The sequence below is a fragment of the Fuscovulum sp. genome (genome assembly GCA_035192965.1).
GTDB lineage: Bacteria > Pseudomonadota > Alphaproteobacteria > Rhodobacterales > Rhodobacteraceae > Paragemmobacter.
On sequence record CP136571.1, the window covers coordinates 4,025,958 to 4,045,500 of the forward strand.

Genomic DNA, 19,543 nt, shown 5'->3' on the forward strand with positions numbered 1-19,543 from the left:
GGCCTTTTCACCATACTCACCACACTGCATCTCTATGCTATCGAGGCCAGCTATTTCGCGGGCCTTCCGTCAGCCACTGTCGCCGAGGATTCCTTTTCTCCACCAACTTTGCACCGTTTGGTGGTCGGCTTGTGCACTGGCATAGCAACCGTAGGGATTGGTGGAACGCTGTTCTATCTCAGGCGCTTATACTTGGCGCGGTGACTGTCTCCAGAGCAGCCTTCTTTCCGTCGGTTGTGACCGCCGAGCCTTGCATATCTGACAGTATTGGCACCTCCAGCAGGAGTTCAGGTCCGCTCTCCCAAAACAGCCGAGGCGGGCCTTACTAGGCTCGCCCCACGTAGAAAATCTCTGGCCAAAGGCTGTTTGCCTCATCCTTGTCCAACAAAACAGAATGCGTCAGGCCATCCCCGGCGGGTTTTTCATTCCACACCCTGCTAAGGGTCAGATCGTTTTCAGTTCCGCCACCAGACGGTCGATATCGCCGCCGTTGCGATCCAAGAGCGCGCCGATCTCCGTCCGCTCCGAGGCCAGCATGTTGACCCCTTCGATGATGATGTTGAAGAACAGGTTCTTCCCCGACTTGTCCGACACATGCCAGCGCAGATCGAACGGCGCCTCACCCTGCAGATAGGCGACCGAGATCACCTCGAAATAGCTCTTGATCGGGCGCGCATCCGTCACCTCGATCCGGCCCCCGATGAATTCCCGGAACCGGCGGCCATATTTGCGGCTCAGATAGCCCTGATAGGCCTTGGTAAAGGCAGACAACTGCCCCGAGCTTGCCTGCCGCGCCGCAGGCCCCAGCGCCGACCGCGCAATCACCGGCACATCGGCATAGCGCGCGAACATCCGTTCGAAATCCCCGAACATCGCGTTCTCGGACTTACCCGATGCGATGATGCGGTTCACATCCGCAACCGCGGAATCGATCAGCCCGCGCGCATCGTCAACCGTCAGCGCAAAGACAGGCATGGGCAGGCCAAAGGCCGCCGTCGCCGCCAGCGCGATCGAGGTGAATCCCCGGCGTGTCAGCCGGGCCGAGTTGTGATCATTCCGCATAGGGGTCCTCGAAATCTGAATAAGGGTCTTCGAAACCAACATCCGCCTCACCAGCCGCACCCCCCAGTGCGAAGCGACGGTTCTGCAAATACAGCAGGCGCGTCTGCGCATAGCTGTCGGCACTCTCATATAGAACGGAATCGACCGTTTCTGAATAGCGCGCCCGATCACTCAGCCGCGAGGCGACCTTGGTTCCCGTCGCGTAATAGGATTCCGGCTGCGGCAATGCCAGCCGCACCGGGTTGGCCGCCACATCCACGATCACGCCCACCAGATCGCGGCTCGTCGTCGGCCCCATGAACGGCACTTCGGCATATTTACCCTCGGGCGCACCCCAGACATGAAGCGTCTCGCCGAAATCGGTCGGGTCGCCCGCCACACCCAAAGCCGTGGCCGGATCGAACAGCCCGCCAACGCCGACCGTGGTATTGATCGCAAAGCGCAGCGTGTTCTCTGCCGCCTTGCCCAGCCGCAGTTGCAGGATGTTGTTCAGCACATCCCCCGGCGCATCCAGATTGGTGGCAAAGTTCGAAATCCCCTGCTCCACCGGTTCCGGCAGGATTGAGCTATAGGTGTTGGCCGTGGGCCGCAGCAGCACCTTGTCCACGCCGCGGTTGAATTCGTGAATCTCGCGGTTCTGCGCCTCGTTCGGGTCATTCACCCCGGTCGCCATCGGCGCAGGCCCGCAGGCCGTCAGCATCAGCGCGCACAGGCCCGCAGGCAGGGCCACCCGCCCGAAACGGCCAGCGGCCCGGCCAGAAAACGTCATTTGCGCCAAATTCATCCTGCTCCCTAAATCCTGTCCCGATCCGCGGTGCACCTGTCTGGTCCCAGCCTTATGCCGCCCCGCCCCCCATGACAACCGCCCGACCGTGTCGCCGTGGTCACGAAATGCGGAAACCCGCCTCACCCTACCCCAATCCTACGCAGCAGGGGCGCGTTCAGATTTCCCGCCGCGCCCCAATGGCGGAAAGCGGCCTGCCGCCCTTCACCTAGATCCCAACTTCCCCGTGGCAGGGCACCGGCGGCCATGCTAATTGTCTCGGCAGGCGGGCAACCGCCGGGTAACCAGTGATCGGTTGAAAAGGAAGCGCGACGCATGTGGCGAAGCGGACTCTCCCATGGCGCAGCAGAGCTGCGCCTTGCGTTTAAAACGCAGCGCGGCCTTTTCGTCGCCGCCATCCTCTTTTCCAGCGCCGTCAACCTGCTGATGCTGACCAGCCCGCTTTATATGCTGCAGGTCTATGATCGCGTCCTCGGCAGCCAGTCCGAGGCGACCCTTGTCGCGCTGACCCTGCTGATGACCGCGCTTTTCGTCATCATGGCCCTGCTTGATCACCTGCGCGGCCGCATCCTCGCCCGCATCGGCGCGGGCCTTCAGGATGCACTCGATGCGCGCGTGTTCAAAGCCGCCCTCACACGCCAATCCATAGCCCCCGACGACAGCGCCGCCCTCGCCGCCCAGCGCGATGTCGAGGCGATCCGCGCCTTCTGGTCGTCGCAATCCGTCACCGCCCTGATCGATATGCCTTGGGCCCCGCTCTATTTCGCCGCGATCTTCATCTTTCACCCCATTCTCGGCTGGCTCGCTGTTGCCGGGGCCGTCGTGATCCTCGGCATGGCGCTGCTCAATCAGCGCAACACCCGCCACGCCCTGCAACGCGCCAACGAAACCACCCTCCAGGCCGACCGCATGGCCGACAGGATGCGCGCCGAGTCTGAAACGATCCGCGCCCTCGGCATGACCGGTGCCGCCTTCGACCGCTGGCAGAAAACCCGCAGCACTGCCCTGTCGGAAAACATCATCGCAGGCGACAGTGGCGGCGGATGGTCCGCCGCCTCGCGCGGCTTCCGCCTGTACCTGCAATCGGCGATGCTGGGCCTTGCCGCCTGGGTCGTGCTTCAGGGCGAACTGACCGCCGGCGCCATGATCGCGGCCTCCGTCCTCATGGGCCGCGCGCTGCAACCCATCGAACAGACCGTGGCGCAATGGCCCATCCTCACCCGCACGATGGAGGCGCGCGCCCGCCTCGCAGATCTGCTATCACGTGTGCCGCCAACTGCGCCGCGCACCGCGCTGCCCCGCCCCGCCGCAAAGATCGAGGTGGCAAACATCTCCCTCATCCCCCCCGGCCAATCCGCCCCCACCCTGCGCGGCCTGTCCTTCACCCTGCAACCCGGCCAGGCGCTCGGTGTCATCGGCCCCTCCGGGGCTGGCAAATCCACCCTCGCCCGCGCGCTCACCGGCCTCTGGCACCCTGCCTCGGGCAGCATCCGCCTTGATGGCGCCAGCCTTGATCAATTCGATCCCGACCGTCTCGGCGCGTTGATCGGCTATCTGCCCCAGCGCGTCAGCCTGTTTGATGGCACCATCGCCGAAAACATCGCCCGCCTCGCCCCCACCGATGATGCCCGCATTGTCGCCGCCGCACAGGCCGCCGCCGCCCATGACATGATCCTGCGCCTGCCGCGCGGCTATGACACCCGGCTCGATAGCACGGGTGGCCTGCTGTCCGGCGGCCAGATACAGCGCATCGGTCTTGCCCGCGCGCTCTTTGGCCAACCGGCCCTGCTCATCCTTGATGAGCCCAATTCCAACCTCGACAACGAAGGATCGCTCGCCGTGAACGCCGCCATCCGCGCGCACAAGGCCGCAGGCGGGGCCGCCCTCATCATGGCTCACCGCCCCGCCGCCATTCAGGAATGCGACCTCCTCCTCGTGCTCGAAGACGGCCTGCGCCGCGCCTTCGGCCCGCGCGATCAGATCCTGCGCGACATGGTCCAGAACGCCGGCGATATCGTGGGCAAGGTCGCACCGGGGGGCATCCGATGACCGCCACCCCCGATTGGTCTGCCCGCCGCCACATCCGCGCGGGCCTGCTCACCCTCGCCGGCCTTGCCGCCCTGCTGGGCCTCTGGGGCAGCGGCACCGAACTCGACGGCGCGATCATCGCGCCCGGTCAGATCCAGGTCGACCAGAACCGCCAGATCGTCCAGCACCCCGATGGCGGCGTTGTCGAAACCATCGCCGTGCGCGAAGGCCAACCGGTTCAGGCGGGCGATCTTCTCCTGTCGCTCGACGGCGCGCTCCTGCGTTCGGAACACAGCATCGTCGAAGCGCAGCTTCACGAAATCCGCGCCCGCCGCGCCCGGCTGGAGGCCGAGCGTGACGATGCCCCCGCCCTCACCTTCCCGCCCGATCTGACCGCCCTCGCCGCCACCCGCCCCGACGTGGCCGAACAACTCGAAGGTCAGAACCGCCTGTTCATGGCGCGCCTCGAAACCATCGCCCGCCAATCCGAACAACTCGCCCGCCGCAAGGCCCAGACCGCCGCCCAGATCGAAGGCATCGACGCCCAATCCGCCGCCCTTGTCACCCAGACCGACCTGATCACCCGCGAACTCACCGACCAGCAATCCCTGCTCGATCGTGGTCTTGCTCAGGCTGCCCGCGTCCTCGCCCTGCAACGCGAAGCCGCCAGCCTGCAAGGCCGCACCGGCGAACTTGCCTCCCTCCGCGCTCAGGCCGAAGGCCGGATCACCGAGATCGACCTTGAAACCCTCCGCCTCGCCGCCCTGCGCCGCGAAGAAGCCACCGCCGAACTGCGCGACATCGGCCCAACAGAACGTGAGCTTGCCGAACGGCGCGGCGCGCTAGCCGAACGCATCGCCCGGCTGGATATCCGCGCCCCCGTTTCCGGCACCGTCCTTGGCCTGTCGGTCACCACCCCCCGCGCCGTGCTGCGCCCCGCCGATCCGATCCTGTACCTCGTCCCGCAGGATCGCCCGCTCGTCATTGCCATCCGCATCCCGCCCGCCAATGTCGATGAGGTGCGCATCGGCCAACCCGTCCGTCTGGTCTTTCCCGCCCTTTCGGCGCGCGACACGCCGGAACTTGCAGGCACCCTCGCGCTTGTCTCCGCTGATGCGCTCGCCGATCAGAATACCGGCCAGCCCTTCTTCCGCGCCGAAATCACCCTGTCGCCGCAGGAAATCTCCCGTCTTGACGGGCTCACCCTCCTGCCCGGCATGCCTGTCGACGCCTTCATCCGCACCGGAACGCGCACCCCGATGGCCTATCTCCTGCAACCCTTCACCGATTACTTCCGGCAGGCCTTCCGCGAATCCTGATACCGCGTCCCTACGCCCGCCCCCAACGCCCGCTCTTGCCGCGCCCCCCGCCCCCGGCTAGCCTCCGCGTCAAATGACTCCCGGAGGAACCATGTCCATCGAAGCCCGCCTCGCCGAACTCGGCGTCACCCTCCCCGATGCCCCCGCCCCGGCGGCGAATTACGTCCCCTTCGTGGTGGTGGGCAACATCGTCCACGTCTCGGGCCAGATCAGCCAGAACGTGAACGGCCTGATCAAGGGCCGCCTCGGCGATGACCTCGCCATCGAACAGGGGGCCGAGGCCGCGAAATCCTGCGCCATCTCCCTGCTCGCTCAGGTGAAAAAGGCCTGCGGCGGCGATCTCTCCCGCCTCGTCCGCGTGGTGAAACTGACGGGTTTCGTCAACTCCACCCCCGAATTCATCGATCAGCCCAAGGTCATCAACGGCGCATCCGATTTCCTCGTCGCCGCTTTGGGCGATGCGGGCCGCCATGCGCGCTCGGCGGTGTCCGCCGCCTCGCTGCCGCTTGGCGTCGCGGTGGAAATCGAAGGCATCTTTGAAATCCGCTGATCCCATGTCTGCAAGCCCCTCCCCCAGCCTGCCGCCCGCCTTCCTCAAGGCCCCCATCGCCCACCGCGCCTACCACGATGTGGCGCAGGGCTGCCCGGAAAACAGCCGCGCCGCCATCCGCGCGGCCATCGCAGCCGGCTACGGGATCGAGATTGACCTGCAACTGTCGCGCGACGGCGTCCCGATGGTGTTCCATGATGAAACCCTCGAACGCCTCACCCCGCGCGACGGCTGGCTTCGTGACCTCACCGCCGCCGAACTCGCCGCCATCCCGCTCAAGGGCGGCGATGAAGGCATCCCGACCCTTGCCGACATCCTCACCCTCGTCGCAGGCCGCACCCCCCTGCTGATCGAGCTAAAGGATCAGACCCTCCGCATGGCAGATACCGACGGTCGCCTCGAACAGGCCACCGCCGCCCTGCTGGCGGGCTACGTGGGCCCTGTCGCGGTGATGTCCTTCAACCCGCATTGCATCGCCCATATGGCCCGCCTTGCCCCCGCCCTGCCGCGCGGGCTCACCACCTCGGCCTATGATCCGGAAGACTGGCACCCCCTGCCCGCCGCCACTTGCGCCCACCTGCGCGACATCCCCGATTACGACCGCGTTCAGGCCAGCTTCATCAGCCACGAAGCCGCCGACCTCGCCCGCCCCCGCGTGGCCGACCTCGCCGCGCAGGGCGCCGCCATCCTCTGCTGGACGATCAAATCTCCCGCGGCAGAGTCCGAGGCGCGGCACATCGCCCAGAACATCACCTTCGAACAGTACCCGGCCACGATCCCAGCTTGACGCCCCCCTTCGCCAAGCCACCTTCATCTTGGCAAAAGTACCCTCGGGGGGTCTGGGGGGCAGACGGCCCCCCAGCCTCTCCGCAAAACAACGGCCGGGAATGACCCAGACAGACCTCCTCGACAGCGTCACCGATCTGCCCGCCCCCGATTGGGACGCGCTGGCCTGCCCGGAATGCGCCGATGGTGGCCGCCCGGTCGATCCCTTCACGACCCACCGCTTCCTCGCCGCGCTCGACAGGTCCGGCTCCACCGGCACCGGTACCGGCTGGCAGCCCCGCCCGCTGGTGATCCGCGATGATACCCGCCTGCTCGCCGCCACGCCCCTCTATGTGAAATCCCACAGCCAGGGCGAATACATCTTCGATCACGGCTGGGCGCAGGCACTGGAACGTGCGGGCGGGCGCTACTACCCCAAACTCCAGATCGCCGTCCCCTTCACGCCCGCCACAGGCCGCCGCTTCCTAGCCGCACCCGATGCCCCCCATGCCCGCGACACGCTGGTGGACGCCGCGATCCACCTCGCCCGCACCAACCACCTCTCCTCGCTCCACGCCACCTTCTGCACCGGCGAAGAGGCCGAAACGCTGGCCGCCCGCCACGGTCTGTTGCACCGCGTCACCCAGCAATTTCATTGGGAAAACCGCGGCTACACCACCTTCGACGATTTCCTGAACGACCTCTCCTCGCGCAAGCGCAAGATGATCCGCAAGGAACGCGAAACCGCCCATGCCTCTGGCCTCACCATCCGCCAGCTGACTGGCGATCAGATCGAACCCCGCCACTGGGATGCTTTCTGGACCTTCTATCAGGACACCGGCGCCCGCAAATGGGGCACCCCCTACCTGACCCGCCGCTTCTTCACCCAGGCGCACGAGACCCTGCGCGACGACATGCTTCTCGTTCTGGCCGAACGCCCCGACGGCACCCCCGTCGCTGGCGCGCTCAACTTCATCGGCCGCCACACGCTCTTTGGCCGCTACTGGGGCTGCATCGAGGATCACCCCTGCCTGCATTTCGAACTCTGCTACTATCAGGCCATCGATTGGGCCATCACCCATCGCCTCGCCCGGGTCGAGGCAGGCGCACAGGGCGAACACAAACTCGCCCGTGGCTACCTGCCCACCCCCGTCCACTCCCTGCATTGGATCGCCGAACCCGGCTTCCGCGATGCGGTCGCGCAATACCTCCGCGCCGAACGCCGCGCCGTGGACGAAGAGATCGAAGTCCTCACCGCCTACGGCCCCTTCCGGCAGGTCACCGCCGAACCATGACAGCAGCGTTGACCTTCCCCCGCCCGCCTGTCACCCATCACAGGGTTGTTTCACGAAGCGTTAAAGGTTTCGCAGAAACATTCCCCGATTTTTCGCAGAAAAATCGCCCTGCCCAACCTGATGAATGAAAGCCGCCATGATCGACCGCCCTGCCGACAGCACCCTCTCCGAAGCCGATCTCACATCCCTTCTCGCCAATGGCTGGATGAAAATCGAAGGCGGCCGCGCCATCGCCAAGGTCTACACCTTCCGCAACTTCGTCGAGGCCTTCGGTTTCATGACCCGCGCCGCGATCTGGGCGGAAAAATGGGATCACCACCCCGATTGGTCCAACGTCTACAAGACCGTGACTGTCACGCTCACCACCCATGATACGGGCGGGCTGACCGCGCTGGACCTTAAACTCGCAGCCAAGATGGATCATCTGGCCGAGCATTAAGGCGGCGACTAATCCTCCACCTCCACCGTGGCCCAGGTCTCGAAACACACGCCCCCCGCCAGCGCCATCACCCCGATGGTCGCCCGCCCGCCAAGGCCCCGTTCGCGCCCGAACACCTCGACGAACAGGTCCGACAGCCCGCTGGATACTTTGTGCACATCCTCATAATCCGGCGTGCAGACCACGAAGTTCAACGTCCGCACGATGCTGCGCACCTTGTCCAGTGACCCCACCGCCTGCCGGATGCCGCCCAGCACGTTCAGCCCCGTCCGCCGCGCCGCCGCATAGCCCTGATCCGTCGTCAGGTCCGCCCCCAGCCGTCCCTTATGGGTGATCTCCGTTCCGATCTGCGCCACATGGCCCGACAGGAACAGCAGGCTCCCCACCCGATGATAGGGCTTCATCGTCCCGTAATCCGCCCCGTAATACCCCATCACGTCGAAATCCGGGATATCCAGCCCCATCTCGATCGCCAACCGCTCCGGTGTCATCCGCGCCTCCCTTGTCCTGCGGCCAGCCTGACCCACCACCCCCCGATGTTCAAGCCGCTTCCGGCGTCAGCCAGGGCCGCAGCAACGCCAGTGGATGCGCCCGCAGCGTCAACCGCATCGACACATAATCCTCCACCACCTGCTCGCCCGCCGTCATGGCCCGAAACACCACCGCAGGCTCCACGATCCCCTCGCCATCCATATCCCCCGCAAACAGCGGCAGTGGCTTGCTCTCGCCAAGCGCCTTTGCCGCCCACAGCGCATCCCGGCGCGAAAGGCCCAGTGCGGCAAAGCAATCCGCCTCGGCCAGCCGCGCCAGCATCAGCGCGCTGATCCCCGCCCGGCGCCAGACATCCTCCACCGCCACATAGCCATTGCCCCGCGCCCCCACGATCCACTGCGCCTCATCCTCGGCCATGCCCTTGATCTGCCGCAGCCCCAGCCGCAGCGCCAACCCGCCCCGCCCGTCGGGTTCCATCACATTGTCCCAATGGCTCGCATTGATGCAGGGCGGGCGCACCGCCACCCCATGCTCGCGCGCATCCCGCACGATCTGGGCCGGCGCATAAAACCCCATCGGCTGGCTGTTCAGCAGCGCGCAGGCGAAAATCCCCGGATGATGCCGCTTCAGCCACGCACTGGCATAGACCAGCAGCGCGAAACTCGCCGCGTGGCTTTCGGGGAACCCGTAACTCCCGAACCCTTCGATCTGCGCGAAACAGCGCGCGGCAAAGTCTGCGTCATATCCTTTCGCCAGCATCCCCTCCATGAACCGATCCCGGAACTCGCTGACCGACCCATGCTTCTTGAACGTCGCCAGCGACCGGCGCAGCCGGTCGGCTTCCGTCGGCGTGAAGCCTGCCCCGATGATGGCGATCTGCATCGCCTGCTCCTGGAACAGCGGCACGCCCAGCGTCTTGCCCAGCACCCGCCCCAATTCGTCAGATGGAAAGGAAACCACCTCCTGCCCGTTCCGCCGCCGCAGAAAGGGATGCACCATATCCCCCTGAATCGGCCCGGGCCGGATGATCGCCACCTGGATCACCAGATCGTAGAATGTCCGCGGCCGCATCCGCGGCAGGAAATTCATCTGCGCCCGGCTTTCCACCTGAAACACGCCAAGGCTATCGGCCTTGCACAGCATGTCATAGGTCGCCGCATCCTCGGCGGGCAGACTGGCAAGGGTATGGTGCAACTGGTGATGCTTGCCCAGCAGGTCAAACCCCTTGCGGATGCAGGTCAGCATCCCCAGCGCCAGCACATCCACCTTCAGGATGCCCAAGGTATCAATGTCATCCTTGTCCCAGCAGATGACGGTCCGATCCTCCATCGTGGCATTCTCCACCGGCACCAGCTCATCCAGCCGCCCCTCGGTGATGATGAACCCGCCGACATGCTGGCTCAGATGCCGGGGAAAGCCCTGAATCTCGTCGATGATCTGCATCGTCAGCGCCAGCCGCCGATCCGCCGGGTCCAGCCCGATCTCGCGCAGCCGCACCTCCGTGATCTGCCCGGGCCCGCCCCAGCCCCAGATCTGGCTCGACATCGCCGCCAGCGTATCCTCGGTCAGCCCCATCGCGCGCCCCACCTCGCGCACCGCCCGCTTGCCCCGGTAATGGATCACCGTGGCGCACAGCCCCGCCCGGTGCCGGCCGTAGCGCGCATAGATATGCTGGATCACCTCCTCGCGCCGCTCATGCTCGAAATCCACGTCGATGTCCGGCGGCTCGTTGCGCGCCTCCGACACGAACCGCTCAAACACCATGGTGCCAATCTCCGGGGAAACCGACGTCACCCCCAACGCATAGCACACCACCGAATTGGCCGCCGATCCCCGCCCCTGGCACAGAATCCCCCGCCCCCGCGCAAACTGCACGATGTCATGCACGGTCAGGAAATAGGGCTCGTATTTCAGCTTCCCGATGAGCTGTAATTCATGCGCCATCTGCGCCCGCACCCGGTCTGACGCCCCGGCAGGATAACGCCAGTCCAGCCCAGCCCAGGCCAGCCGCGCCAACCGCTCTGCCGCCGTCTCGCCCCCCGTCACCTCGGACGGGTATTCATAGCGCAACTCATCCAGCGAAAACCGCAAGCGCGCCGCCACCTCCCCCGCCCGATGCACCGCCGCCTCATGGTCCGCAAACAGGCGCAGCATCTCGGCCTCCGACCGCAACCGCTGCTCGGCATGGGGCAGCGCGCGGCGGCCCAGCGCATCCACCCGCACCCCCAGCCGGATTGCCGTCAGCACATCCGCCATCCGCCGCCGCGATCCGTGATGCATCATCGGCAGCGCACTCGCCACCGGGGTCACCCCCACCCCTTCGGCCAGCCGCGCCAGCCGCACAAACCGCGCCCGATCCTGCCCGTCATAGCGCGGCGCCATCAGCAGATGGCACGCGCCGGGAAACCGCGCCACCAACCGCCCCACCACCCCGCGCCACGCCCCCATCTCCCCCCGCGCGGGCGGATGGATCAGCAGCACCATCCCCGCGCCCCAATCCAGCAGGTCTTCCACCCCCAGATCACAGGCCCCCTTCGCCACCCGCAACCGACCGAGTGAGATCATCCGGCACAGCCGCCCCCACCCCGCCCGATCCTCGGGCAGACAGGTCACCGTGAATCCGTCCCGCAACACGATCCGCGCTGCCGGGATCAGCCGCGTCCCGGCCCACGCCCGCCCCTCCTCTGCCGCCACCCGCGCCAGTTCCCGCACCCGCGCATGGGCCCGCACGATGCCCGCCACGGAATTCACATCCGCCACCGCCAGCCCCGCCATCCCCATCTCGGCGGCACGCGCAATCAACTCCTCGGGATGCGACGCCCCGACAAGAAAGGTGAAATTTGACAGGGCCGACAATTCGACAAAGGCCATGGGCAGCAGGGGATTCGCTCAGGTTCCAAAAGAACATTATAGGAACATCAGCCTGAAAGACGAGTCCCCCTCAACCCGCCTCACTCCCAGCCGAGGATCACCTCAACCGCCTCTTCCGCCGTCTCCACGAACCGGAACAACCCAAGGTCCGCCTGCGCGATCAGCCCCTCATCCGCCAGCGCCTGCCAGTCCACGATCTTCTCCCAGAACGCGCGGCCGAACAGCAGGAACGGCACCCGCTTCATCCGCCCCGTCTGGATCAGCGTCAGCGCCTCGAACATCTCGTCCAACGTGCCGAACCCGCCGGGGAAAATGCACACCGCCCGCGCCCGCATCAGGAAATGCATCTTGCGGATGGCAAAGTAATGAAAGTTGAAACACAGGTCCGGCGTCACATGGGCATTGGGCGCCTGCTCATGCGGCAACACGATATTAAGGCCGATGGATTGCCCCCCCGCCTCTGCCGCGCCAAGGTTTCCCGCCTCCATGATGCCGGGGCCGCCCCCCGTCACCACCACCAACTCCCGCCCGTAACTCTTCAAACTCTCCTCGGTGATGCGAAACGCCAGCTTGCGCGCCTCCTCATACCACCCCGCCAAGGCCCCCGCCGGCCCGGTACCATCCGCACGCACCCGCGCCGATCCCATCACCACCACGGTGGACCGTATCCCCCGCTCGTCCAGCACCATCTGCGGCTTGAGCAGCTCCAACTGCAACCGCACCGGGCGCAACTCCTCGCGCATCAGGAAATCGGTGTCGGTGAAAGCCAGCCGATAGGCCGGGGCGCGGGTCTGCGCCGTATCCGGCAACCGCTCCGCCGCCGCCACATCCTGCGTGCTGTCCCGGAACGGGTGCGCGCGTCCATCATCCTTGGCTGTCATTCCGGTCCTCTTGTTGCGCGGCTGCGCCACCTTCTCTATAGGCTCCATCTCTATAGGGTCGCACCGGATCAGACCAATCAAAAGGGGGGAAACCATGTCCTACGCCGCGCTCGAAGCTGCCATCGAAACCGCATGGGATGCCCGCGACAGCATCACCCCCGCCACCCGCGGCGAAACCCGCGACGCGATCGAATCCACGCTCACCGCGCTCGACAGCGGCACCCTGCGCGTGGCCGAACGTCAGGCCGATGGCAACTGGCACGTTAACCAATGGGCCAAGAAGGCCGTCCTCCTCGGCTTCCGGCTCAAGGATATGGAACCCCACAGCGGCGGCCCGCAGGGCAGCACCTGGTGGGACAAGGTCGACAGCAAGTTCAACGGCTGGGGCCCCGATCAGTGGAAATCCGCAGGCTTCCGCGCGGTCCCCAACTGCATCGTCCGCCGCTCGGCCTTCATCGCCAAGGGCGTGGTTCTGATGCCCTCCTTCGTCAACCTCGGCGCCTATGTCGATGAAGGTACCATGGTCGACACCTGGGCGACCGTCGGCTCCTGCGCGCAGATCGGCAAGAACGTCCACCTCTCGGGCGGCGTCGGCATCGGCGGCGTGTTGGAACCCATGCAGGCCGGCCCCACCATCATCGAGGACAACTGCTTCATCGGCGCCCGCTCCGAAGTGGTGGAAGGCTGCATCGTTCGCGAAGGCTCGGTCCTCGGCATGGGCGTGTTCATCGGCAAATCGACCAAGATCGTCGATCGCGAAACCGGCACTGTCACCTATGGCGAAGTGCCCGCCGGTTCGGTCGTCGTCGCAGGCTCCATGCCGTCAAAGAACGGCATCAACCTCTACTGCGCCGTGATCGTGAAAAAGGTCGATGCGCAAACCCGCTCCAAGACCTCGATCAACGAACTCCTGCGCGACTGATCACACCAAGAGGGGGGCAGAGCGCAACCTCTGCCCCTTCATCTTGGCCCAAATACCCAAATTCCGACAGCACCACCCGCACCACGCCAACGAAGTCGGGGCTCCCCCGCCCCCGCCCGCCTGCCCGCCGCAGACCTAGCGCATCAACAGCCGCGCCTCGCCCGCCTTCACCTCAGACCGCGCCAACGGCCCAAAGGCCGCCACGCCCTCGCGCAGGCTCGGCAAAAGCCGCAGGATCTCTTCCTGCACCTCGGCATCGAAGGCCTTCATCGTGCAATCGCCCGGGAAATAGCTTTCGCAAGGCAGCCCGTTCGCCGTCACCACCTCGTGCCGGTCAAACAGCAGGTGCAGATAGGTCACCGCGCCGCCCTCCACCACCCGCACCGCGTGATCGTCCACCAGATGCTTGGCCTTCACCAGCACCTCCGGCTCACCGAACAGCAACTCCGCCCGCGCGCCCGCCACCAGCACCCGGTGGTTGGGCGACAGGCGCACCGCCGCGTGATCGCCCAGCGTCCCCGCCGCAATCTCCACCGGCGCATCCACGCCCTGCGCGGCGCGCACCACTCGCCCCACCCAGCGCAGCACCTGCGCCCCATGATCCCGCGTCAGAACCGGATCCCCCGGCGCCAACCGCTCCACGGCAACCTGCCCCCCCGGCACGTCGATCAACGTCCCTTCGGTGAAACAGGCAACCACCGACAATGTCACAAAGCCCACGTCGGTATTGCCCATGCTGTCGGTGACCTCATAGGTCAGCACCTGATCCGCCAGGCTGTTCACCGACTGGACATAAAGCACCCCATCCAGCCCCAGCGTGACTGTCTCGCCCGTGGGCAGCGTCACGCTGTCCCCGGCCTCTACAGCAACGCCGTTGATCTTGGTCACCTTCAAAATCGACCCGACGCTCGATTTGTCGTTGCCCACCACATCCAGCGTTGCCAGATCGCCCTTGCGGATCGTCACCTCGTCATCCTGCGCGATCAGCCCGACCTGCACCGATCCCGCCGCCACCATCACGGCGGAATCAAACGCCCCATCCCCGGAATCCGCGATGGCCATGCGGAACGTGTTCACCGCGCCCGCCTGAACCGGCACCTTCAGCGTCAGCGTGACGGTGAACCCGTCCATCTCGGTGTTATAGCTGTTCGAAGCCGCCGGGTTGTCGACATACAGGTTCGAATTCACCCTGTTGTTGATGTTGTCGATAGAGATGCTTCCCGCACCCAACACCAGTTCCGCCGGAACCCCGTTCACCCAGACGGCAAAGGCATCGTTGAAGCCGGAATTGACATATTCCAGATACTCCTCCGACGACCAGACGATCTGCATCGTCAGCACATCCCCCGTCGGGATGAAACTCGCCTCGAACACCGCCGCGTCAAAGGTCAGCTGCCCCGACACCGCGCCCAGCATGGCATCGCCCGCCCCCTTGAGGTCGGTCGACGTCCCTTCCGAGATATTGGCATCCCCGGCGCTCTGGGTGAAATCCGCCACCCGCCCCGTCGACAGGATCAACCCTCTGTCCGAAGGTGCGACACCGGGCATCGTCGTGTCGGCGCCCGAATAGATGCCAACCTGCTCAGCCTGACCCGTGAAGCTGGCCGAAACGACAGTCACACCCTCGCCAAAGATGGTCGCGGCCATCTGTTCGGCACTGGCGGTATCGATCAGCAATTCCGTCGCGGACATCGAGGCACTCTCCAGATACTCTCTCGAAATCCGTAAACGACCGAAAGTTAACCTTTGTTAATTTTTCCTGCGAACTCGCCCCCCGCGCAGCCGCTTTGCGCTCTCCGCCCGGGGATGCTATCGCTTGGCCGCGCAAACCAAAAAGGCCCGCCATGACCGAAGCCCCTCCCCCCAAGCGCGAAAAGCGCCCCCAGCAGGTCTATACGCTGGTGGTCGAAGTGGGCCGCAAGCCGGGTGATGGCCTGCCCGACAAATCCACCGGGGCCGCGCTGATGATCTATGCCTCCGGCGTGGACGAAGACGAAGCCGTCCGCGAAACCGTCGCCATCCTGAAACAGGCCGATCTCGCGCCGCTCGACGTGTCCGGCTACGGCACGCTCGAGGATCGTCTCAAAGGCGGGGATGAGATTGATGCCGACGAACGCGCCCTGATGCAGCGCGCGCTGGATGAAAACTCGGTCATCGTCGCCCAGATGAACCCGTTCTACGACTGATCCGTCACACCGCGCGCCGCTGCAACCGCTCCAGCGCCGTCCGCAGCGGCAGCGCCTCATAGGGGTCCAGCAGCCGCCGCGGCGTGGCCATGCCCTCGGGTCCGCCCGTGGCCAGCCAGCAGCCATCCGCCTCGATCAGTTCCGCTGTCCCAAGGTCCAGCACCACACCCACTGCCACGGCCCGGCGGCTGTCGGCCACCGCCATCTGCCCATCCGCCAGATGCCGCGCCAGCACCAGCACCTCCTCGGCTCCGAACAGATACTCCGTCTCTTCCCCGGAAATGCAGATCGGCTGATCCGGCGACACCAGCATGTCGCCCCCCTGCCCGAAATAGGGCGCACGCAGCCGGATCGGGGCCATGCTCCCCCGGCTCGGCACCTGCGCCCGCGTCACCCCGATCAGCGCCACCGCGCCATTGTCGCGCGTCAGAACCCGGTCTCCGGGCCGCAGCGCCCCCGCCGCCACCGGCCCGCGCTGTGTGGAAACCGGCGTCGCCACGCCCAGCCACCCCATCGGCCCCGGCCGCGCTGTGCCCTGCATCGCCCCAAACCACAGCACCGCCGGATGGCGCAGCACCCCGGCCCCGCCCGCGCACAGCGCCGTCAGGTCCGCCAGCCGGACGGGCATCGCCGCCTCGCCCTGCGCCATCAGCCGCTGCCCGGCCAACTCCATTTCCATCCACCAGCCGCGCCCGCGCATGTCCCAGCCGAAACTCAGCCGCGCCACGCCCAGCTTCTGCGGCAAAGGCCCCGGCAGCACATGCCGCAACACCCGCCCGCCCTGCCGGTGCAGCAACGCCATCCCCGCGCCCAGATCGTGAAACAGCGACAGCGCCACCTCATCCGCCCCGCTGCCCACACGCAGATCCAGCAACACCCCGGCCCCGGCCAGCGGCATCTCGATCTCGAACACCAGAACCCCATGCGAAAGATCGCCCGAAACGGGCGTTCCGGGCGCATCCGGCTGGTCGGACAAGGCGATCCAGCGCGTCAAATCAGGCGGCGGCGTTTACCAACATGACGCGCATCATGACCTGAGCCTCATGCGCTTTCAACACACGCCTTGCAGTCGGCCCATAACCTTTGCCGGTCCGGGCATCCAATTCGGGAAAAATCGCAAGGATTTCGTCAAGCGCATCCTGCTCAAGGCCCCCCAATGCCTGCACCCCAAGAAACAGGCTCTCGGTCGCAAGGCCCTCCGCCCAGATCACCTGATGCCGGTCAAACAGCAGATGCAGATACTCCACCTCGCCCCCCGGCAGGCGCCGAATGGTCGTGTCATTGACCAGATGCTTCGCCGCGACCAGAACCTCCGACGCGCCGAACAGCATCTCGGCCATGCTGCCCTGCACCAACACCCGATGCTCTGGCGACAGGCGCAGCGCGCCATGCCCGCCCAGCGCCCCCGCAGCAAAACCAATCGGCGCAAAGGCCCCCTTGGCCGCCACCCGCCGCCGCCCAACCCAGCGCAGGGGCTGCGCCCCCTCATCCCGCGTCAACACCAGATCGCCGGGACGCAAATCCTCAACCGCGATGGCCCCGTCCAGCGTGGCGATCCGCGTCCCCGCCACGAAACAGGGCACCATCGCCAGCGTCACCATGCCGACATCGGTCCCGCCCTGCCCGTTCGATATCGTATAGGTGAAACTCTGCGTCTCCACCGTGCCATTGGACACGGCAGTAAATGTGCCATTGGCGTTCAGCGTGATCTGCTCACCCGACGCCAGCGTGATCGTCTGCCCGGCCACCACGGGCTGGCCATTCACATGGGTGATCACCAAGGTCCCGACCGTGGTCGTGTCATTGTCCAGCACCCGCAGGATGCGTGTCCCGTTCGGCCCCATGGTTTCCGTATCATCCGCCGCGATGATCGCCGTCTGGATCGAATCCGCTGCAATCAGCAGATTGGAATCAAAGGCCGCATCCCCCACATCCGCGATTCCGATGCGGATCGTATTCGGCACCCCCGCCGTGACCGGAATCGACAGCGACAGCGTCACCGTAAATCCGTCCATTTCGGTGTTGAAGGCGTCCGTCTGGTTGTCGATGAACAGGTTCTGCTGCGTCGCCCCGTTGATGTTGTTCACACTGGCCGTGCCGCCATTCACCGTCATCGGCACCGACACACCATTCACCCAGACGCCCACCACATCGTTGAAACTGCTGTTGATGTATTCCGGGTACTCCTCAGACCCGAAAACAAAGCGCATCGTCATCATGCTGCCCGAAGGCGTAAAGCTCACCTCCAGAAACGACGCATCAAAACTGCCCGCCCCGGCCAGCGCGTTGAACAGCGGGTCATTGTTCGGCCCCGTCGTATCCGTTGTCGTTCCCGCCGCGCGGTTCGGATCACCGCTCGACTGCGTGAAATCCGCCACCCGCCCGGTGGACAGGATCACCCCGGTGTCGGAAGGCACTACACCCGGCGCAAGCTGCCCGTTGGAATAGATCGCGCTCGCGGCCGGATCACCCGTATAGGTGGCGCTGTGGACAATCACGCCGTCGCCAAAGATCGCCTCGGCCATCTGCAAGGCAGAGGCGGCCGTGTTATAGGTCAGTTCTGCACCCGTCGCCATGGTCGGACATCCGATCTGGTCCCACACTGGGCGGGATTGTTAACTTTCATTAACCTTATGCTCGGCAAATCGTCCAAAAGTTTGGCCCATTCCGCGCAGAAGTCTGTCCCGCCCCCGCCAAACCGGTCACGGTCTGGCCCGGCAGGCCCCAAATCCACCACGGCACAGGCAGTTGCAGCCCCCGGCAGCGCGCGCTATCCCCATGGCACCGCCTGAAAGGACCGCCATGCCGACCGATCCCGTCGCCCTGACCGCCGCCCTGATCCGCTGCCCCTCGGTGACCCCGGTCGAAGGTGGCGCGCTCGTCCTGCTCGAAGACCTGCTCAGCAAGGCAGGCTTTACCTGCACGCGGGTTGACAGGAACGGCACCGCCAACCTCTACGCCCGCTGGGGCACGCGCGGCGCGAACCGCAGCTTCGGCTTTAACGGCCATACCGATGTCGTCCCCGTGGGCGACCGCGCCGCCTGGACGCAAGACCCGTTCGGTGCAGCGGTGATCGACGGCTGGATGTATGGGCGCGGCGCGACCGACATGAAATCCGGCGTCGCCGCCTTCGCCGCCGCCGCCATCGACTTTGTCCACGACACCCCGCCCGATGGCGCGGTGATCCTGGCCATCACGGGCGATGAAGAGGGCGACGCCACCGATGGCACCGTCGCACTTCTCGACTGGATGGCGCAAAGCGGCGAACGGATGACCCACTGCCTTGTCGGCGAACCCACCTGCCCCGATCACATGGGCCAGATGATGAAAATTGGCCGTCGCGGCTCGCTCACCGCATGGTTCACGGCAACGGGCGTGCAAGGCCATTCCGCCTATCCCCACCGCGCCAAGAACCCCATGCGCGCGCTGACCACGCTCCTGTCCCGCCTGCCCGATCAGCTGGATGACGGCACGGGTCATTTCGACCCCTCCACCCTGCAAATCACCACCATCGATTGCGGCAATCCGGCCAACAACGTGATCCCCGCCAAAGGCAGCGCCACCGTCAACATCCGCTTCAACGATGCCCATACAGGCGAAGCCGTCGCCGCATGGCTGCGGGCCGAGGCGGCAAAGGTCGAACAGGAAACCGGCGTCACCATCGCCACGCGCATCCAGATTTCCGGCGAAAGCTTCCTCACCCCGCCGGGTGACCTGTCAGCCCTGATCTCCCGCGCGGTTCAGGCGGAAACCGGGGTTACCCCGGAACTCAGCACCACCGGCGGCACCTCGGATGCGCGCTTCGTGAAAGATCACTGCCCCGTGGTCGAATTCGGCCTTGTCGGAAAGACCATGCATCAGGTCGATGAACGGGTCGAGGTCGCACAGATCCACCAGCTCAAATCCATCTACACGCGCATCCTGCGCGACTATTTCGCCCAGAACTGAC

The 19,543-nt window shown here is 65.8% G+C and carries 17 protein-coding genes; 9 read left to right on the top strand and 8 right to left on the bottom strand.

Going from position 1 to position 19,543, the window contains the following annotated elements:
* Positions 1–444: 444 nt before the first annotated feature.
* Together RSE12_19790 and RSE12_19795 are read right to left on the bottom strand one after the other, a co-directional pair.
* A complete protein-coding gene (locus RSE12_19790) occupies positions 445–975 on the bottom strand; it encodes an ABC transporter substrate-binding protein (protein WRH64879.1) in 531 nt (176 codons plus the stop codon).
* Positions 976–1,051: 76 nt separating this feature from the next.
* On the bottom strand, positions 1,052–1,831 hold the full coding sequence (locus tag RSE12_19795) for a VacJ family lipoprotein (protein WRH62570.1): 780 nt from the start codon (positions 1,829–1,831) through the stop codon (positions 1,052–1,054).
* Positions 1,832–2,161: 330 nt separating this feature from the next.
* Here RSE12_19795 and RSE12_19800 point away from each other — a divergent pair, with 330 nt between their 5' ends.
* The 6 genes from RSE12_19800 to RSE12_19825 all read left to right on the top strand — a co-directional run bounded on the left by RSE12_19800 (position 2,162) and on the right by RSE12_19825 (position 8,242).
* Positions 2,162–3,895 (top strand): type I secretion system permease/ATPase, encoded by a 1,734-nt coding sequence (locus RSE12_19800; GenBank protein WRH62571.1) that lies wholly within the window; start codon positions 2,162–2,164, stop codon positions 3,893–3,895.
* Positions 3,892–5,193 carry an HlyD family type I secretion periplasmic adaptor subunit gene (locus RSE12_19805; protein WRH62572.1) on the top strand — a complete coding sequence of 434 codons (1,302 nt, stop codon included), beginning with the start codon at positions 3,892–3,894 and terminating at the stop codon, positions 5,191–5,193. Before RSE12_19800 ends, RSE12_19805 begins: the two co-directional genes overlap by 4 nt.
* Positions 5,194–5,284: 91 nt before the next feature.
* The gene (locus RSE12_19810; protein ID WRH62573.1) at positions 5,285–5,743 is read left to right on the top strand and encodes a RidA family protein; all 459 of its coding nucleotides are present in this window, start codon (positions 5,285–5,287) and stop codon (positions 5,741–5,743) included.
* Between the two features lie 4 nt (positions 5,744–5,747).
* A complete protein-coding gene (locus RSE12_19815; GenBank protein WRH62574.1) occupies positions 5,748–6,530 on the top strand; it encodes a glycerophosphodiester phosphodiesterase family protein in 783 nt (260 codons plus the stop codon).
* 100 nt (positions 6,531–6,630) lie between these two features.
* Positions 6,631–7,803, top strand: coding sequence for a GNAT family N-acetyltransferase (locus tag RSE12_19820; protein ID WRH62575.1), 1,173 nt, complete (start codon positions 6,631–6,633; stop codon positions 7,801–7,803).
* A gap of 136 nt (positions 7,804–7,939) precedes the next feature.
* Positions 7,940–8,242 (top strand): 4a-hydroxytetrahydrobiopterin dehydratase, encoded by a 303-nt coding sequence (locus RSE12_19825; protein WRH64880.1) that lies wholly within the window; start codon positions 7,940–7,942, stop codon positions 8,240–8,242.
* Positions 8,243–8,250: 8 nt separating this feature from the next.
* Here RSE12_19825 and RSE12_19830 read toward each other — a convergent pair whose 3' ends face one another.
* From RSE12_19830 to RSE12_19840, 3 genes are all read right to left on the bottom strand, one after another.
* Positions 8,251–8,733 carry a RidA family protein gene (locus RSE12_19830; protein ID WRH62576.1) on the bottom strand — a complete coding sequence of 161 codons (483 nt, stop codon included), beginning with the start codon at positions 8,731–8,733 and terminating at the stop codon, positions 8,251–8,253.
* Between the two features lie 49 nt (positions 8,734–8,782).
* Positions 8,783–11,605, bottom strand: coding sequence for an error-prone DNA polymerase (locus tag RSE12_19835; GenBank protein WRH62577.1), 2,823 nt, complete (start codon positions 11,603–11,605; stop codon positions 8,783–8,785).
* Positions 11,606–11,685: 80 nt separating this feature from the next.
* On the bottom strand, positions 11,686–12,486 hold the full coding sequence (locus RSE12_19840) for a TIGR00730 family Rossman fold protein (GenBank protein WRH62578.1): 801 nt from the start codon (positions 12,484–12,486) through the stop codon (positions 11,686–11,688).
* A 94-nt stretch (positions 12,487–12,580) separates the two neighbouring features.
* Between RSE12_19840 and dapD the strand changes: the two genes are divergently transcribed.
* On the top strand, positions 12,581–13,408 hold the full coding sequence (dapD, locus tag RSE12_19845) for a 2,3,4,5-tetrahydropyridine-2,6-dicarboxylate N-succinyltransferase (protein WRH62579.1): 828 nt from the start codon (positions 12,581–12,583) through the stop codon (positions 13,406–13,408).
* A gap of 135 nt (positions 13,409–13,543) precedes the next feature.
* Here dapD and RSE12_19850 read toward each other — a convergent pair whose 3' ends face one another.
* The gene (locus RSE12_19850) at positions 13,544–15,100 is read right to left on the bottom strand and encodes a choice-of-anchor L domain-containing protein (GenBank protein WRH62580.1); all 1,557 of its coding nucleotides are present in this window, start codon (positions 15,098–15,100) and stop codon (positions 13,544–13,546) included.
* A gap of 152 nt (positions 15,101–15,252) precedes the next feature.
* On the opposite strand from RSE12_19850, the gene RSE12_19855 reads away from it, so the two are divergent.
* Positions 15,253–15,594, top strand: coding sequence for a hypothetical protein (locus RSE12_19855; GenBank protein WRH62581.1), 342 nt, complete (start codon positions 15,253–15,255; stop codon positions 15,592–15,594).
* A 4-nt stretch (positions 15,595–15,598) separates the two neighbouring features.
* Here the strand turns inward: RSE12_19855 and RSE12_19860 are convergent, their stop codons facing one another.
* A complete protein-coding gene (locus RSE12_19860; protein ID WRH62582.1) occupies positions 15,599–16,588 on the bottom strand; it encodes a Hint domain-containing protein in 990 nt (329 codons plus the stop codon).
* A gap of 1 nt (position 16,589) precedes the next feature.
* Entirely contained in the window at positions 16,590–18,170 is a 1,581-nt protein-coding gene (locus RSE12_19865) for a choice-of-anchor L domain-containing protein (GenBank protein WRH62583.1), read from the bottom strand.
* 226 nt (positions 18,171–18,396) lie between these two features.
* On the opposite strand from RSE12_19865, the gene dapE reads away from it, so the two are divergent.
* Positions 18,397–19,542, top strand: coding sequence for a succinyl-diaminopimelate desuccinylase (dapE, locus tag RSE12_19870; GenBank protein ID WRH62584.1), 1,146 nt, complete (start codon positions 18,397–18,399; stop codon positions 19,540–19,542).
* Position 19,543: the final 1 nt, after the last annotated feature.

Coding starts and splice junctions, on each gene's coding strand:
- RSE12_19790 (WRH64879.1), bottom strand. CDS start 975: ATGCCTGTCTTTGCGCTGACGGTTGACGATGCGCGCGGGCTGATCGAT.
- RSE12_19795 (WRH62570.1), bottom strand. CDS start 1,831: ATGACGTTTTCTGGCCGGGCCGCTGGCCGTTTCGGGCGGGTGGCCCTG.
- RSE12_19800 (WRH62571.1), top strand. CDS start 2,162: ATGTGGCGAAGCGGACTCTCCCATGGCGCAGCAGAGCTGCGCCTTGCG.
- RSE12_19805 (WRH62572.1), top strand. CDS start 3,892: ATGACCGCCACCCCCGATTGGTCTGCCCGCCGCCACATCCGCGCGGGC.
- RSE12_19810 (WRH62573.1), top strand. CDS start 5,285: ATGTCCATCGAAGCCCGCCTCGCCGAACTCGGCGTCACCCTCCCCGAT.
- RSE12_19815 (WRH62574.1), top strand. CDS start 5,748: ATGTCTGCAAGCCCCTCCCCCAGCCTGCCGCCCGCCTTCCTCAAGGCC.
- RSE12_19820 (WRH62575.1), top strand. CDS start 6,631: ATGACCCAGACAGACCTCCTCGACAGCGTCACCGATCTGCCCGCCCCC.
- RSE12_19825 (WRH64880.1), top strand. CDS start 7,940: ATGATCGACCGCCCTGCCGACAGCACCCTCTCCGAAGCCGATCTCACA.
- RSE12_19830 (WRH62576.1), bottom strand. CDS start 8,733: ATGACACCGGAGCGGTTGGCGATCGAGATGGGGCTGGATATCCCGGAT.
- RSE12_19835 (WRH62577.1), bottom strand. CDS start 11,605: ATGGCCTTTGTCGAATTGTCGGCCCTGTCAAATTTCACCTTTCTTGTC.
- RSE12_19840 (WRH62578.1), bottom strand. CDS start 12,486: ATGACAGCCAAGGATGATGGACGCGCGCACCCGTTCCGGGACAGCACG.
- dapD (WRH62579.1), top strand. CDS start 12,581: ATGTCCTACGCCGCGCTCGAAGCTGCCATCGAAACCGCATGGGATGCC.
- RSE12_19850 (WRH62580.1), bottom strand. CDS start 15,100: ATGTCCGCGACGGAATTGCTGATCGATACCGCCAGTGCCGAACAGATG.
- RSE12_19855 (WRH62581.1), top strand. CDS start 15,253: ATGACCGAAGCCCCTCCCCCCAAGCGCGAAAAGCGCCCCCAGCAGGTC.
- RSE12_19865 (WRH62583.1), bottom strand. CDS start 18,170: ATGGCGACGGGTGCAGAACTGACCTATAACACGGCCGCCTCTGCCTTG.
- dapE (WRH62584.1), top strand. CDS start 18,397: ATGCCGACCGATCCCGTCGCCCTGACCGCCGCCCTGATCCGCTGCCCC.